The sequence below is a fragment of the Paenibacillus mucilaginosus 3016 genome, from assembly GCF_000250655.1.
GTDB lineage: Bacteria > Bacillota > Bacilli > Paenibacillales > NBRC-103111 > Paenibacillus_G > Paenibacillus_G mucilaginosus.
In genome coordinates, this window is record NC_016935.1 from 7,411,776 (window position 1) to 7,426,353 (window position 14,578).

General features: G+C 62.1%; 12 protein-coding genes. 2 read left to right on the forward strand and 10 right to left on the reverse strand.

The genetic code is table 11. From position 1 onward, the window contains the following. Nucleotides 1-170 precede the first annotated feature (170 nt). The gene (locus PM3016_RS30685) at nt 171-728 is read right to left on the reverse strand and encodes a PadR family transcriptional regulator (protein ID WP_014372085.1); all 558 of its coding nucleotides are present in this window, start codon (nt 726-728) and stop codon (nt 171-173) included. Between the two features lie 12 nt (nt 729-740). Beyond that, a complete protein-coding gene (locus PM3016_RS30690; protein WP_014372086.1) occupies nt 741-2,306 on the reverse strand; it encodes an MDR family MFS transporter in 1,566 nt (521 codons plus the stop codon). Between the two features lie 309 nt (nt 2,307-2,615). Between PM3016_RS30690 and PM3016_RS30695 the strand changes: the two genes are divergently transcribed. Next, nucleotides 2,616-3,518, forward strand: a complete 903-nt coding sequence (locus tag PM3016_RS30695) for a LysR family transcriptional regulator (RefSeq protein WP_013920312.1) — start codon at nt 2,616-2,618, stop codon at nt 3,516-3,518. 10 nt (nt 3,519-3,528) lie between these two features. Further along, nucleotides 3,529-4,335: a histidinol-phosphatase gene (locus PM3016_RS30700; protein ID WP_014372087.1), complete on the forward strand. Its 807-nt coding sequence runs from the start codon at nt 3,529-3,531 to the stop codon at nt 4,333-4,335. A gap of 138 nt (nt 4,336-4,473) precedes the next feature. Here the strand turns inward: PM3016_RS30700 and PM3016_RS30705 are convergent, their stop codons facing one another. The 8 genes from PM3016_RS30705 to PM3016_RS30745 all read right to left on the reverse strand — a co-directional run bounded on the left by PM3016_RS30705 (nt 4,474) and on the right by PM3016_RS30745 (nt 14,419). Further along, nucleotides 4,474-5,136: a GDSL-type esterase/lipase family protein gene (locus tag PM3016_RS30705; RefSeq protein ID WP_014372088.1), complete on the reverse strand. Its 663-nt coding sequence runs from the start codon at nt 5,134-5,136 to the stop codon at nt 4,474-4,476. Next, entirely contained in the window at nt 5,133-5,696 is a 564-nt protein-coding gene (locus PM3016_RS30710) for a hypothetical protein (protein ID WP_013920315.1), read from the reverse strand. The genes PM3016_RS30705 and PM3016_RS30710 overlap by 4 nt, the downstream gene beginning before the upstream one ends. A 250-nt stretch (nt 5,697-5,946) precedes the next feature. Next, the gene (gene nagZ / locus PM3016_RS30715; protein WP_016362966.1) at nt 5,947-7,527 is read right to left on the reverse strand and encodes a beta-N-acetylhexosaminidase; all 1,581 of its coding nucleotides are present in this window, start codon (nt 7,525-7,527) and stop codon (nt 5,947-5,949) included. Further along, nucleotides 7,514-9,133 carry a response regulator gene (locus PM3016_RS30720; RefSeq protein WP_014652607.1) on the reverse strand — a complete coding sequence of 540 codons (1,620 nt, stop codon included), beginning with the start codon at nt 9,131-9,133 and terminating at the stop codon, nt 7,514-7,516. Before PM3016_RS30720 ends, nagZ begins: the two co-directional genes overlap by 14 nt. Before the next feature lie 5 nt (nt 9,134-9,138). After that, nucleotides 9,139-10,944, reverse strand: coding sequence for a cache domain-containing sensor histidine kinase (locus PM3016_RS30725; protein ID WP_014372091.1), 1,806 nt, complete (start codon nt 10,942-10,944; stop codon nt 9,139-9,141). A gap of 85 nt (nt 10,945-11,029) precedes the next feature. Next, on the reverse strand, nt 11,030-11,857 hold the full coding sequence (locus PM3016_RS30730) for a carbohydrate ABC transporter permease (RefSeq protein ID WP_014372092.1): 828 nt from the start codon (nt 11,855-11,857) through the stop codon (nt 11,030-11,032). A gap of 2 nt (nt 11,858-11,859) precedes the next feature. Beyond that, on the reverse strand, nt 11,860-12,744 hold the full coding sequence (locus PM3016_RS30735; protein WP_014372093.1) for a carbohydrate ABC transporter permease: 885 nt from the start codon (nt 12,742-12,744) through the stop codon (nt 11,860-11,862). A gap of 346 nt (nt 12,745-13,090) precedes the next feature. Continuing rightward, nucleotides 13,091-14,419: an extracellular solute-binding protein gene (locus PM3016_RS30745; protein WP_014372094.1), complete on the reverse strand. Its 1,329-nt coding sequence runs from the start codon at nt 14,417-14,419 to the stop codon at nt 13,091-13,093. Nucleotides 14,420-14,578 lie beyond the last annotated feature (159 nt).

Below are 14,578 nucleotides of genomic sequence, written 5' to 3' on the forward strand. Positions count from 1 at the left end.
TGCGCAGGGCATTGGCCATTCCAAGGCCCTGTCCCAACCCGTCTGAATACCGAACTCCTGTCCACAATCAGTCCGGCATCGCAGCACCAAAAGAAGCAGAGGCGGTCCATGCGGACTGTCTCTGCTTCTTCTTTCTCTGCAGCCATTTCCCGGGAAAAGCCGGCAGGCCCTTACTCCAGCGGCGTCCCCCGCTCGCCGAGCCTTCCGGCTCTGCAGTCGGCCAGCAGACGTTCCATCCAGCGGAGCTCCGTCTCGGCATGCTCGAGGCGGCCTTTCATGATATGGAGCACCCCCCGGGATACCTCCGGGATATGCTCCTCGTAGATCTCCTGCAGATGCCTCACGATAGAGCGCTGCTCCTCCGTTTTGGCTTCGAGGATCCCGGCAATCCGCTCCTGGTCCCCATGGCGTGCGAACATCAGAGCCGCATACATCGGGTGGAAGACGGCCTTCGGGTCCTCGAACTGCTCCAGAAGCAGCCCCCGGAACAGCTCCCTTCCCGCTTCGGTGATCCGGTATACCGTCCGGTCCGGGCGGCCGGCCTCGCTTACGATCTCCGCCGCTTCCACGTGGCCCGATTTATGAAGCGTATCTATCGCGTAGTAGAGGGAGCCTTCCTGCATCTTGATGTAGTTGAGCATGGCTCTCTCCTTCATCTTCTGGCGCATCTCGTAGGGATGGCTGTCCCCCTCCATGAGCAGACCCAGAATGACGAGCTTCATCGACATCGGCTCTCCCCCTTAGTGTCCTTGGGGAGACGGCCGGTCTCCACTCCCTCCGGGGCCCGCCGCGCCGCCGGCCGGAATCTCCAGCTTCGCGCGCCCCATCAGCAGGATGAAGATAATCGCGATCGCCGCCATGATGATCGAGATCTGGAACACATAGGCGATGGAATCGGCCATGCCCGCAATCAGCTTCTCGAGGACCGGCTTCGGCACCTGGGCCTGGAATTCGGGCGAGAGCAGCACCTGCGGATCGACCGGGGCCTGCCCGGCCGCATCCGGCATGGATTCCGCCAGCCGCTTCTGCAAGGCCGAAGCCTGCAGGCTGCCGAGTACCGTCAGACCGACGGCTGAGCCGATCGAGCGGAAGAAGGACACGAGCGACGTAACGATGCCGCGGTAATGGAACGGCACGCCGTGGATCGAGGACACCGAGGTCACCGGGAACCCGGTGCCGATGCCTAGCCCCATCAGAACCATGTAGATGGTAATGAGCCACCGCGGCGTATCTACGGTGATCATGCTGAGCAGGATCGTAGCCAGCAGCAGGAGAACGGCCGAGCCCATCATGATATTGCGGTAAGGCAGACGGGTGATGAACCGGCCGCCGATGGCGCTGCTCGCGACAACCCCGAGCATCATCGGGGTAAGCACGAGGCCCGCACTGGTCGCCGAGCCCTGGAACACGCCCTGCACGAACAGCGGAATATAGGTGGCTCCCGCCATCATGATCGCCCCGTAGAAAAAGCTCGCTCCCATGCTCGCCGTGAACACCCGGTTGCCGAACAGGTCCAGCGGGATGATCGGTGCCGATGCCCGCCGCTCGGCATACAAGAAGAGCAGGAAGAAGATGACAGCGACCGCGAACAGACCCAGAATCTGCGGCGACAGCCAATCATACTCCTTGCCTCCGAGCTCCAATCCGAACATGAGGGAGAGAACGGAGACGGCGAAGACCATCGTTCCCAGCCAGTCGATCTTCTGGTTCGGATTGCTCGGCAGCACCGGATGGTAGAACAGCCAGATGAGGATCAGGGAGATGACCCCGAGCGGCAGATTGATGTAGAAGATCCAGGTCCAATCGACATGGTCCGTAAAATAAGCTCCGGCCAGCGGGCCGAGGACGCTTGAGATGCCGAATACGGCGCCGAAGAGCCCCTGCATCTTCCCCCGCTTCTCCGGCGGGAAGATGTCGAAGACGATCGCGAAGGTGATCGGCATGAGCGCGCCGCCGCCGATCCCCTGCACCGCCCGGTAGATGATCAGCTCGGTCATCGTCGACGAAGTGCCGCATAAGGCGGAGCCCGCCATGAACACGACGAGCCCGATCAGGAAGAACAGCTTGCGGCCGTACATGTCGCCGAGCTTGCCGAAGATCGGCATCGACACGACATTCGCAATCAGATACGCCGAGAACACCCAGACGTAGTACTCCAGCCCGCCGAGCAGGCCCACGATCGTCGGCATCGCCGTGGACACGATCGTCTGGTCCAGCGAGGCGAGCAGCAGACCCAGCATGAGGCCGGCCACGGTCCACGGAATGTTGGATTTCCTCGGAGAGGGGGTGGTGACAGATGGGGACAACAGAAATCACTCCTATGTAAAAATGACCAATTATGTGATGCGGGGCCGCCCGGCCGTCAGGATGTACAGCCCTTAACCGGGTGCGCCACTTGTCTAGTATACTCAAATTTGAGTATACTGCAAGTAGGCTTTCCTGCCTCCAGCCTGCCTAACTTGGGTTAGTTCCTAGTTTGCCCAATAGCGAGAAGTATCTTATAATGGGTTTGTGCGACAAATTGTATTTATATTAAATACATAGCCGATAAAATTCCCTTATTTATGAATACGTTGTCAGCGTGCACGTTCATGCCTTGGGAGAGGAGGAACGACGTGAATCTCAATCAATTGGAAACCCTAATAACGATCTCCAAAACCATGAGCTTCCGCAAAGCGGGCGAGCTGCTGAACCTGACCCAGCCTGCCGTATCCGCTCAGATCAAGAGTCTCGAGGACGAGTTCAAGACGACCCTGATCGACCGCAACCAGCCCGTTACGCTGACCGACAGCGGCCAGGTCTTCCTGGAGCATGCGGAGCTGATCCTGCAGACGGTGGAGGATCTCAAGCAGCGGCTTGCCGACCTCAACCAGACGCCACAGGGCCATATCGACCTGGGCACCACGACGTCCATCGCCATTCAGATTCTGCCGCGGGTCCTGTCCTACTTCCAGAACCAGTTCCCGCTCATCAAGACCACGATCCACTCCATGACGACCTCGCAGATCATGCAGAGCGTCGAGAACGGTACGATCGACCTCGGGATCACCTACCTGTTCGACAAGCATCCCGCGCTGGAGAGCTCGGTCCTGTATTACGACACGTTCGAGCTTGTTGTGTCGCCTGACCATCCCTTGGCCAAATACAGCCATGTGCCGATCGAGCGGCTGCACGATCTGCCCCTGATCATGCTGTCGCCGGAGACCGCCGGCCGGCGCTTCGTCGACCAGATCCTGAAGCAGCTCTACATCACCCCGCAGGTGGTCATGGAGCTGTCGTCCAGCGAGGAAGTGAAGCGCATGGTCGAGCTCAATCTCGGCGCCGCCATCATCTCCAAGCTGTCCATCCAGAGCGAGCTGCGTCTCGGCACGCTCAAGATGATCAAGGTCAACGAGCTTGAGATTTCCCATCCCGTCGGCGTGGTCTACAAGTCGGGCCGTTATCTGAGCTCGGCGCTGCACCAGTTTTTGCTCGATCTCAAAGGCATGCAGGAAATTCAATTCATAGGTTCGGAGTGAGGAGAAGATCATGAAATTCGATTTGCATACCCATCATGAACGCTGCGGTCATGCCATCGGCACGATCCGCGACTATGTCGAAGCCGGAATCCGGAACGGCCTGCAGGTCATCGGCATCTCGGACCATTCCCCTTACTTTGCGAGCAAGAAAGACCGGGAGCAGCCGGGCATTGCCATGGCGAAGAGCGAATTCGCCCGTTATATCGAGGAAGTGCTGAAGCTCAAGGCGGAGTATGCCGGTCGGATCGACGTGCTGCTCGGCGTGGAATCCGACTTCTTCCCCGAGCATGCGGAAGTGTACCGCAAGATGTATGACCAGTATCCGTTCGACTATATCATCGGCTCGGTGCATCTGTCCGGCGGCGTCAGCATCTTCAACAAGAAGCGCTGGAACGGCCTGACGGACAAGCAGAAGGTGGAGCAAAAAGAGCTCTATTACAGCCTCATCGAGCAGTCCGCGCGCAGCGGCATGTTCCAGATCCTCGGGCACATCGACGCCATGCGCGGCTTCTACCCCGCGTTCTCCGAGATCCAGACCGATGCCGTCGACAAGACGCTGCAGTCGATCGGCGAGTGCGGCATTGCCATCGAGATCAACACCTCCGGCAAGACGAAGGACTGCGGCGGCTGGTATCCGATCGACGCCATCCTCGAGCGCGCGCTGCATTACGGTGTGAAGGTTACCTTCGGCTCTGACGCCCATAAGCCCGAGCGGGTCGGGGACGACTGGGACGAGGTGGCCGCCCGGCTGAAGGAGATCGGCTTCCGCGAATGGGTGTACTACAAGGAAAAGCAGATGGTTACCGTTCCGCTGTAATCCCGGCCGCACGTCACGCTGGGAACGATTTCCTCCCAAAGAGAACAAGCTGCCTCAAGCGGCGCCCGTTTCCCGGGGCCTGCCGCAGAGGCAGCTTTTTTGTGTACTCCTGAGGAGGAGGCACGCCGAAGCCGCAGCTTATGCCAGCGGCCCATAGCCCAGCCGGTGCAGCTGTCCGGCGATTACGCGGTAGCCTGCCGCATTCGGGTGGATGCCGTCCGCCGACAGCAGCTCCCGCTCGCGCCCCTCAAACAGCCCGTAGAGGGACGCGAACTTCACGCTGCCTCCCGCCAGGCTGCCGAGCAGCCGGTTGCACCGCTTCACCCAGTCGGCGGCCTCCGGCACCCCGGGCAGGGGGTTGTAGAGCAGCGCCGCCCGGACGACATAGGGGCCGGAGCCATCGGACTTCAGCCGCCGCAGCGCCTGCAGCAGGGCGGCATAGTCTTCGTGGCACCGCTCCAGCGCCGCCGCCAGCCGGCCGGTATCCCGGTCGGCCGCGAACCTTTTGGCCGCATCGATCAGGTCATTGCCTCCCGCCGTCAGCGTCAGGAGCTGCGCCTCCCGGGCCATGCCGCGGAGCTGCGGACTGCGCTCCAGCAGCATCCGCAGCTCCCCGGTTGTGGCCCCGGGGATGCCTATCACTCCGGTCTCGACCGGACGGTTCAGCGCTTCCCCGGCAAGCCCCCCGTAGGCCCGCACGAAGCCGCCGCTGCCGAACGCCCCGACGCCTGCGGTCAGCGAGTCTCCGAGCGCCAGATAGGAGAAGCTCTTCCCTACGGAGCGGGACCGTGAGCCCGTCATGGCCGGCGCCGCGGTCCGGCCCCGCGCCGGACCGGCTTTTTCCTCGGGTGCACACGCACGGAGGCCGTCTTCACCGGTCCGCCCAGGCCGCCCGCCAGCCCGCCGAAGCCCCCCAGACCCCCGAAGCCGCCAAAGAGCTTGAAGATCGGCCCGAACTGCTTGAAGATATTGTACATCTTCTGCACCTTCCCCATCGTATTGAGCAGGCCGTCCAGCCCGCCGATCCGGCTGAACCAGTCCCCTCCGCCGAAAGCGGGCTGCGCACGGTCCGCCATCTGCTCGGCGGCGGCTCCCTGCTCTCCCCCCGCTTCCTTGACTCCAGCTCCCTTCTCCCGGGTGCCTGCCGGATTCCGGGAGTTCGCCGGCTCCGCATAGCTGAACGGAAATCCCGGGCCGAACGGACTGTAGAAGCCTTCCACCTCAGGAGCGGCATACCGGGGACGCGAGGGCTTCGGGGCAGATCCCGAAGGGGCTTTCCTGCGGGGCCGCTGCGGCCCTTTGACGGTGGATGCAATGATACCTGAGTGCCTCCGGGAGGCGGCATGTTTGGTCTTCTTCATCTCGATCCTTTCCCTTCTGATTGGCCTTGGGCCCGCATCCGCAGCCTCACGCGCGGCGCAGTGCCTACTTGTCTATACATTAGCGTATGTCACTGCGCCCGCCGGGGAACTGGGTAAGTGGACCGGAATGCCAACAATTGGGTGAAGGCGGGGGCCCGCTCCCCCAGCGCAAATAAACCGCATTCCCGCTTCCGCACCAGCGGGCAGGGAACACGGTTTATTCGGGTGTGGTGGAATGAAAGCCCTTGTGCTACAAAATCGGAGCCGGCAGCACGCCGGCCGGCGCAAGTTCACCTCCCAGTACCCGCGCGAGCGCCTTCATCGCGAACGGGGTGTTCTCATAGCAGGCGAGATACACCCGCACACGGCCCAGGACCGCCAGGTCCGAGGGGATGCGCACGGACGCCGCGGTAAGCCGCAGGCCCGGCAGCTCCGCCAGCTCGCGGATCAGCGCCGCCTGCTCCGGCTCGAACGCCGCGTTGTAGCTCACGGCTACGGCCTGCCCGCCCTCGCGGGCCAGCCTCAGCACGCGCTGCCGCTCCTCTTCGGTCGGCCGGACGCCGATCCGCTCCTCGCGCACGACGAAGCCCATCTGGGCGAGCCAGTGGCCGAGCGACTCCTTGCGGCCGAGCACTTCGTCGACCTCGGAGCCGACCCGCACCTCCGGCCAGACGACGAGCACGCGCCGGCCGCGCTCCAGCGGCTGCAGCTCGCCGGCCACGAGCGTCACGCTGGCTTCGCCGATCCGCTCGGCGAAGGCCTGCGACGCCGGGGTGGCCAGCGTGCGGCCGATCAGCGGCGCCGTCCCTTCGGCCGCCTGCACTGCCCGCCGCGCCTTCAGCGCGAGCAGCCGGTCGACCGAGCGGTCGATGCGCTCTTCGCTGAGGCGGCCGCTCTCCACGGCGGCGGTCAGCGCGTCCAGCGCCGCCCGCTGCAGCTCGATGCGGTGCGAGACGAGCACAAGGTCCGCGCCGGCCTCCACGGCGAGCACAGCCCCCTCCGCCACGCCGTAATGCCCGGCGATGGCGTTCATCTCGAGGCAGTCGGTGACGATGACGCCCCCGTAGCCGAGCTCCTCGCGCAGGAGCCCGGTCAGCACGCGCGGCGACAGCGTAGCCGGCAGCGGTTCCGGCTCCACCGCCGGGAAGAGCAGGTGGGCCGTCATCACGGCGTCCACGCCCTGCCGGACGGCTTCGCGGAACGGCACCAGCTCCAGCCGGTCGAGCCGCCCGCGGTCATGCGGCACCGTAGGCAGCTCGTGATGTGAATCCTGCGAGGTGTCGCCGTGGCCGGGGAAGTGCTTGACCGTAGCGGCGACGCCCGTCTCCTGGTATCCCCGCACGGCCGCGGTACCCAGCCGCGCCACGAGCTCGGGGTCCCCGCCGTAGGAGCGGACGCCGATCACCGGGTTGAGCGGGTTGTTGTTCACGTCGAGCACCGGGGCGAAGTTCATGTTGATGCCCATCGCCAGCAGCTCGGCAGCCGTTACTTTGGCCGCTTCGTACGCGGCGTCCGCGTCGCCGGTCGCCCCGAGCGCCATCGCCCCCGGCATGACGCTTACGCCCTGTTCGATGCGGGTGACCATCCCGCCCTCCTGGTCGACAGCAATGAGCAGCGGCACCCCGCTGCCTTCGGCCGCGAAGCCCTGCAGCTTCGCCGACAAGGCGGCCGCTTGGGCCGGCTCCGCCAGGTTGCGCCGGAAATAGATAATGCCGCCGATCCCGCCGTCCCGGATCAGCTCCTCCATCTCCGGCGTCGGTTCCGTCCCCGGGAATCCGCACATGAGCAGCTGCCCGATCTTTTGCTTGAGACTCAGTTTACTGCGCTCCATCATAAGCCTCCTCCTTCTCCCTCTCGCCGTTCCCCGGCTTTCCCCGGTCCCGGAACTCCGAAGGCGTCATGCCTTCATATTTATGGAATACCTTGGTAAAGTAACGCCGCTCCGCATACCCCGCCAGCTTGCCGATCTGCGTGACGCTCTTGTCGCTGGTCAGCAGCAGGCTCTTCGCCAGCTCCATCCGCTCCCGCGTGACATACTCCAGGAAGGTCTCCCCGTGCTGCTGCTTGAACAGCAGGGAGAAGTAGGAGTTCGAGATCCCGAGGTGCTGGGCGAGCTCCTCCAGTCCGAGATCCCGGGAGAGCCCCTTCTGAATATACTCGCGGGCGGTGGCCATCAGCACCTCCGGCGACTTGCGCCGCGCCTGCCCCGTCTGCATGCACTCGCGTACGAGCAGCAGCACGCAGTCCATCAGCTCCTTGATGCTCATGCTGCGCTCGAGCTCGCCCATGACCCGCTGCTCCTGCAGCGAATCCAGCAGCCCGATCGCCCGCATCTCCCGCAGCAGATGCAGGTTCAGGAAGTGCAGCATCTGCTCGGCGCGCATCCCGTGCTCCTTGAGCAGCCGGCCGAGCTCCTCCAGCGCCGCATCCACCTTGGGGGATTCACCCTGGGTGAGGCCCGCCACCAGCCGGTCGGCGAGGCTCCAGAACGACTGGCCCTGCGGGTCCGCCTCCTGCACCTCCCGGTGCAGCACGATCGCCTGCTTCTCCAGCGCGAGCTGCAGGCTCCGCTGCAGCTTCTTGTACGCATCCGCCAGCCCTTCGGCCGAGACCGGCGACGGGTAGACCCCTACGCTCACCGACAGCTTCACGTACCGCCGGACCGCCTCCTGCACTTCCTCGGACCAGGCTTCGAGCGGGGCCGCCGGCTCCCGGCCCGCCTGCGGCAGCGGGATGAGCAGGCACCACTCCCCCTCCCGGGTCAATAGCACGGCATATTCCACGAACTCCGAGCGCAGCGCCTCCTGCAGCACATTGCGTACCGCAAAGTGGACCAGCTTGCGCTCTCGCTCGTCCTGCCGGATCATCTGCGAGTAATCGTCGAGGTCGACCAGGAGCATCCAGTACCTCTGATGGAGCCAGACGCGGTCCTCTTCCTCCTGCAGCCGGTGTAGCGGGAACGAGGTATAGTCCATGAGCAGATCGAGCAGGATCTTCTCGTACGCCAGCTCGGAGAGCTCGCGCCACTTCGCCATATCCTTCATCCGGCTGAGCTTCACCGATTGGATCTCCGCCGCCAGGCTCTGGAGAATATTCTCGAGCTCTTCGTAATCGATCGGCTTCAGGATATATTCCCTGGCTCCGTATTTGACCGCAGAGCGGGCATAGTCGAACTCCTGGAAGCCGGTCAGCATGAGAATCTCGCCCCCGTAGCCCGACCCCCGGAGCTGCTTCAGGAGCTCGATGCCGTCCATGACCGGCATCCGGATGTCCGAGAGAATGAGATCCGGCTTCAGCTCCTCGGCCAGCTCCAGCGCCTTGGCCCCGTTGCCGGCGGTCGCGATGATCTCAATGCCGAGGCTTTCCCAGGGAATGATTTTCTCCAAGTTCCGTACGATATGAATCTCGTCGTCCACCAGCATTGCTTTGACCTTCATGCGTATCACCCGCTTGCTTCTTTTGGTATCGTACAGCGGATCAGCGTCCCCTGCCCCGGCATGCTGCAGATCATCATCCCGCAGCGGCTGCCGTAATGGATGCGCAGACGGTCCGCTACGTTCGGTATCCCGAGCCCGATGCGTTCCCCTCCTTCCTCCCCGTCCCCGGAGGCACTGATCCGGGACCCCGGCGTACCGTGGAACCGTTCCAGCACCTCGCTGCGGATGCCGGTCCCGTTGTCTTCCACCCACAGGATGACCGCATCCTCCTTCTCTTCCGCCCGGACGCGAAGCATGCCCTTGAAGCCTTCTCCTTCCGCATGCAGCCTCTCCTCGATGCCGTGCTGAATGCTGTTCTCGAGCAGCGGCTGCAGGGTCAGCTTCAGGATCGGCACCCCGCCGAGCCCGGCCGGTACGTCGATCTCATAGTCGAACAGATCCTCGAAGCGGTACTTCTGGATCTCCAGATAATTGCGCACATGGTCGATCTCGAGCGACAGCGGGATCTCCTCCTTCTGCAGGAAGCTCACCCGCAGCATCGTGCCAAGCCGCTGGACCATCCGGCTGACCTTACGCCCCTCGTTCTGCGCCGCCAGCGCATTGATCGACTCAAGCGTATTGAACAGAAAATGGGGCTTGATCTGCGCCTGCATCAGCATGAGCTCCGCCCGGTTCTTGCGGTCCTGCTCCAGCTTCACTTCCCCGATGAGCGTCTCGATCCGGTCGACGAGGGAGTTGAAGCCCCGCGCCAGCACGCTCGTCTCATCCTTGCTGCCCGGCTCGACCCGGATGCTGAGATCCCCGATCTCGACCTTCTTCATCGAGCTGACGACATACAGGATGAAGCGGATGATCCGGTTCACGAAGAACAGATTGTAGAGCAGCGCACTGATAAGCGTCAGCGCCGTGATCGCCGAGATCCACTGCAGCACCTGCTCCGTGCGGCCCGACAAGTAGGCCCATGGGGTGATCGATACGATGCTCCAGTTCATCTGCCCAAAGTCCTTGAGCTCGAGGTGATGGACCGATACGACGCTCTCCACGCCGTCGAATTCCATCTTCCGGCTCTGGTACTCTTCGCCGAGCTGCAGCCCTTCCGAAGCGTGGCCGTCCAGCGTCTGACCGGCGAGCTCCCCCTTGTTGTCGACCATGATCAGCCCTTCGCTGTTCACGATCATGAAGCGCAGGTCCATGCTGTGCGAGGTGCCGAAGTAGTTGAAAATCCGGTTGAGCTCATGAAACTGGAACTGCTGGAGCAGAATGCCCCGGTTGTCGAGGGTGTACTTGTCGTTAATGACGCGCACCACGGTGAAGAGCGGTTCGCGGCCCGTCCACTCCGGCGCCTCATGCGGCCCGAGCCATCTCGGCGGGCCGTTCAGGGCCATGACCTCGCGGAACACCGGATGCTTGACGAGGCCCGTGTAGGGAACCCGCTGGTACCCGATCCGCCCCTGGGAGAACGACTGCCCGTTAAAGCTGTACAGAGTAACGGCATACGCCGGCGTGTAGGAGAGGAACGTGCGCTGCAGCAGCCGTTCATACTCGGTCTGCATGACAGGGTCGACGGACTCCCGCTGTCCGAGCAGCCGCTGGATGTCGTCGCGGAGCATGTAGTCCTCCGAGAAATAGTTCGCTTCCTTAAGCACGTAGGTAATGTTACGGCCTACCGCCTTCAGCGTGAATTCCGACTGTTCGGCGTAATTCTGCTCGATAATGTGCTGGGACAAAAGATAGGTGATGGCGCCAAGCACGAACAGCGGCGCGATGATGAACGCCATGAAGGCCGTGAACACTTTGATGCGAAGATTCATCGCGCGCGATTCTTCCTTTCCTCCAAAAGCGCCCCGCCGCTTCCGCGTCCGCAGGCGGGAGGCCGCACAGCCTGGGCGGGCTTCCCTATCCTTTGGTGCTGCCGGCCGTTACGCCTTCGATAATTTTCTCCTGCAGGAAAGCATACACGGTGAGCACCGGCACCACGCTGAACATGATGGACGCGGCCAGGCCCCCGTAGTTCATATTGAATTGGTTCATGAAGGCGACCATGCCGGTCGGCAGGGTCCGCAGCTTTTCTTTGGAGAGAAAAAGGTAGGCCATCACGAACTCGTTCCAGTTCGAAAGAAAGTTCAGGATGAATACCGTGACGAGCGCGGGTACGGTCAGCGGCAGAATGATTCTGGCGAACAGGCCGAAGGCCGTCAGTCCGTCCATGACGCCCGCTTCTTCGAGATCCGCCGGGATCGACTTCATGAATGCGGATACGATGAAGACCGTGAGCGGAAGCCCGAACGTCACATAGGGGAAGATCAGGGCCAAATGCGTGTTGTATAAACCGAGGTCGCGGAGCCAGACGAACAAGGGGAGAATGAGCGTTCCGCCGGGCACGAGCAGCGCGAGCAGGAGAGCCGCATTCACGTACTTGTCGACGCGTCCGAGCTGCATCCGGGTGATCGCATAGCCTGCCGCCGAAGCGAACAGGATCGTCACCACGCTTGCCACTATACTAACATAGAACGAATTGAAAAAGTACGTGGAGATCTTCGCGCCTTTCCATGCTGCGACGTAGTTATCTAGCGTGAATTCCTGCGGCAGGCCCCAGGGATTCGTGATGATTTCCTTGTTCGTTTTGAACGAGGAATTGAGCACCCAGACGAGCGGGTAAAGAGTCAGCAGCAGGTACACCCAGAGGATGCCGTGGGACAGCCCTCTTTTCCATGTCGATGCCATCGTTATGCGTCAGCCTCCCCGATTTTTTTGGATATCACATTGAAGAGCAGCGTCAGGATCAGCGTGAACAGGAAGATGAGCAGCGCAATGGCGTTGGCATACCCGTAATCGTTAAGCCGGGTTCCCTGCTTGATCATATAAGTGGCAAGCACCTCGGTCAGCCCCGCCGGACCGCCGTTCGTCATGACCATGACGATATCCAGCGCTTTCATCGCCCCGGTTATTGAGAGCAGGACGATGACCATAATGACCGGTCGGATGAGCGGAAGCGTGATATGCCAGGCCTTGCGGAAGCCCCGGGCGCCGTCGAGCTCCGCGGCCTCGAACACTTCCTTCGAGATGCCGAGGATCGCGGCCAGCACCAGCACCACGTAGAAGCCGACCCACTGCCAGCCGTTGGTGACGAGCACCGAAAGCATCGCCGTGCTGTCCTCCGCCAGCCACGTATGCGTCAGCTCCTTGAAGCCCGATGAACGGAGCAGCTGATTCAGAAGGCCGATCTCGGGGTGGTAGATGAAGGACCACAGAATCCCGACGACCGCGGTGGAGAGAATGCTCGGCACGAAGACGAAGGTCTTGTAGAAGCCCTTAAGCCGGGTAATGCCGGAGATCAGAATGCCGAGGAACACAATGAGCGGAATCTGGACGAAGACGGAGAACAGAATGAAGTACGAGTTGTTCCTGAACGCCTGCCACACCTTCTCGTCGGCGAAGGCCTGGATGAAGTTGCCGAGGCCGATGAATTCCGGCGTATTGACGCCGTCCCAGCGGGTGAAGCCGTACTGGACCGACTGGGCCAGCGGGATCAGAAAGAACAGGATGTACAGGGCGAGCGTCGGCAGAATAAACAGCATGTATGTCAGCGGATTTTGCATCGTTTTTTTCATATGGAAACCTCCTGTGGGACACACCGGGCATCCCGCGGCAGCGGTCCTCCCTCTTGGGGAACGCGCTTCGAAAAGTCGGGTGAGATGAATTCGGGCGGGCCGGGCTCCGGCAGCCCCCCCTTCGTATCGAATGCCGCCTCCGGGGGGAGAACGGCATCCGCAGGATGAAGGAGGGAACCGTACGGTACGGCTCCCGCTTCGGCTTCGAACGACCGGACGGGCCTCTCCGCCGTGCTCCGCAGAGGAAGGCCGCCGGGCCCTCTCCCTGCTTCCTGCACGGCTGCAGAGTGCCCGTCAGGCTCCAGCTTGGGCCATCCCTCTGATTCCGGACCTTGCTTAGCGCCTCTTACTTGCTTTCCTTGTTGGCCGCATCCTGGGCCTTCTGCACTTTCTCGACGACCTGCTCGGCTGTCGCCTTGCCGCCGATCATCTCCTGCATGCTCACTTCCAGCGCCTCGCGCACCTTCGCCTGGATGACGGAGTCGAAGGCCGGGAACTGCTTCGCATTCGCCACCTTCAGGATCTCGCCGACGATCGGGTTCACGCCGGAGAGATCGGAGATCTTCAGAGCCGGGAGGAATCCGGATTCCTTGAGCTGGCGCTTCTGCATTTCTTCGCTGTACATGATCTTGATGAATTCCTTGACCGCTTTCATCTCATTGTCGTTCAGCGTGGCCGAGAAGCCGTAGCCGTTGGAGAAGGAGCCGTTGATGAGGCCGTCGCCCTTGCCGCCCGTTGCCGGGAAGTTGAAGAAACCAACGTCGTTTGCGATTTTCGATTTCTCGGGATCGACCACCGCGGAGTTCGCCCAGGAGCCGTCGAAGAGCATCGCCGCTTCACCCGCGCGGAACTTGTTCTGCTGCTCCGCATATTTCAGCCCGAGGTTGCCCTCCTGGAAGTAGCCGCTCTTCACGAGCGTCTCGAACTTCTTGAAGCCGTCGAGCACATCCCCGTCCGTCCATTTCTTCGTCCCGGCCACGAAGCCGTTCACGGATTCGGCGCCGGCGGTGCGCACCCAGAGGGTGTTCATCAGCATGTTGATCACCCACGCATCGGAGGAAGCGAAAGCGAGCGGCGTGATGTTCTTCGCTTTGGACTTCTCGGCGACCGCCACGAACTCTTCCCAGGTCTTCGGCACTTCGGCGCCGAGGTCTTTGAAGATCTTCTTGTTGTAGAAGACCCCTTCCACGAAGCCCGCGGTCGGCAGGCCGTAGATCTTGCCGTCCACCGTGAACTCGTCGAGGTTCAGGAACTTATCCTTGAGACCGAGCTCCGCGAGGATCGGGGTCAGGTCCAGCAGGCGTCCCGCCTTCACGAACTTCTGCGTATCCGTGCCGCCGAAGAGGTCGAAGATGGTCGGAGGCGTGCCCGCCGCCATCTCGGCCGGCAGCTTCTCGAAGCGGTTGACCTTATCCTCCACGCCTTCGAGCTCCACCTTCAGGCCCGGCACGTTCTCTTCCATCCGCTTCGCCACATCTTCGAGCAGCTTCAGACGCAGCTTCGCATCGTCGCGGACCTGCACGTGGCGGAGCGAGACCGTGAAGGGCTTCGCTTCGTCCTTGCCTGCAGCTGCGCCTCCCTTGTCGGCCGCCCCGCCGGTGTCCGAGGATCCGCAGGCTGTCAGGCCCGAGACGAGCATGGCGGAAGCCACAAGCGTGGATACTGTTTTTTTCATAACATGACCCCTCCGTAAGGTACTTTGAATTTGGGATGATCTTTACAAGTTCGATTATAGTATGGGCCTCGAGAAGCCCGGCAGGGTACGATTTCGACAAAGAGGGGGTAAATTTCTCTTCTTTGGTGAAAGCGATTTCAGATCATTCCGAATAAAAAG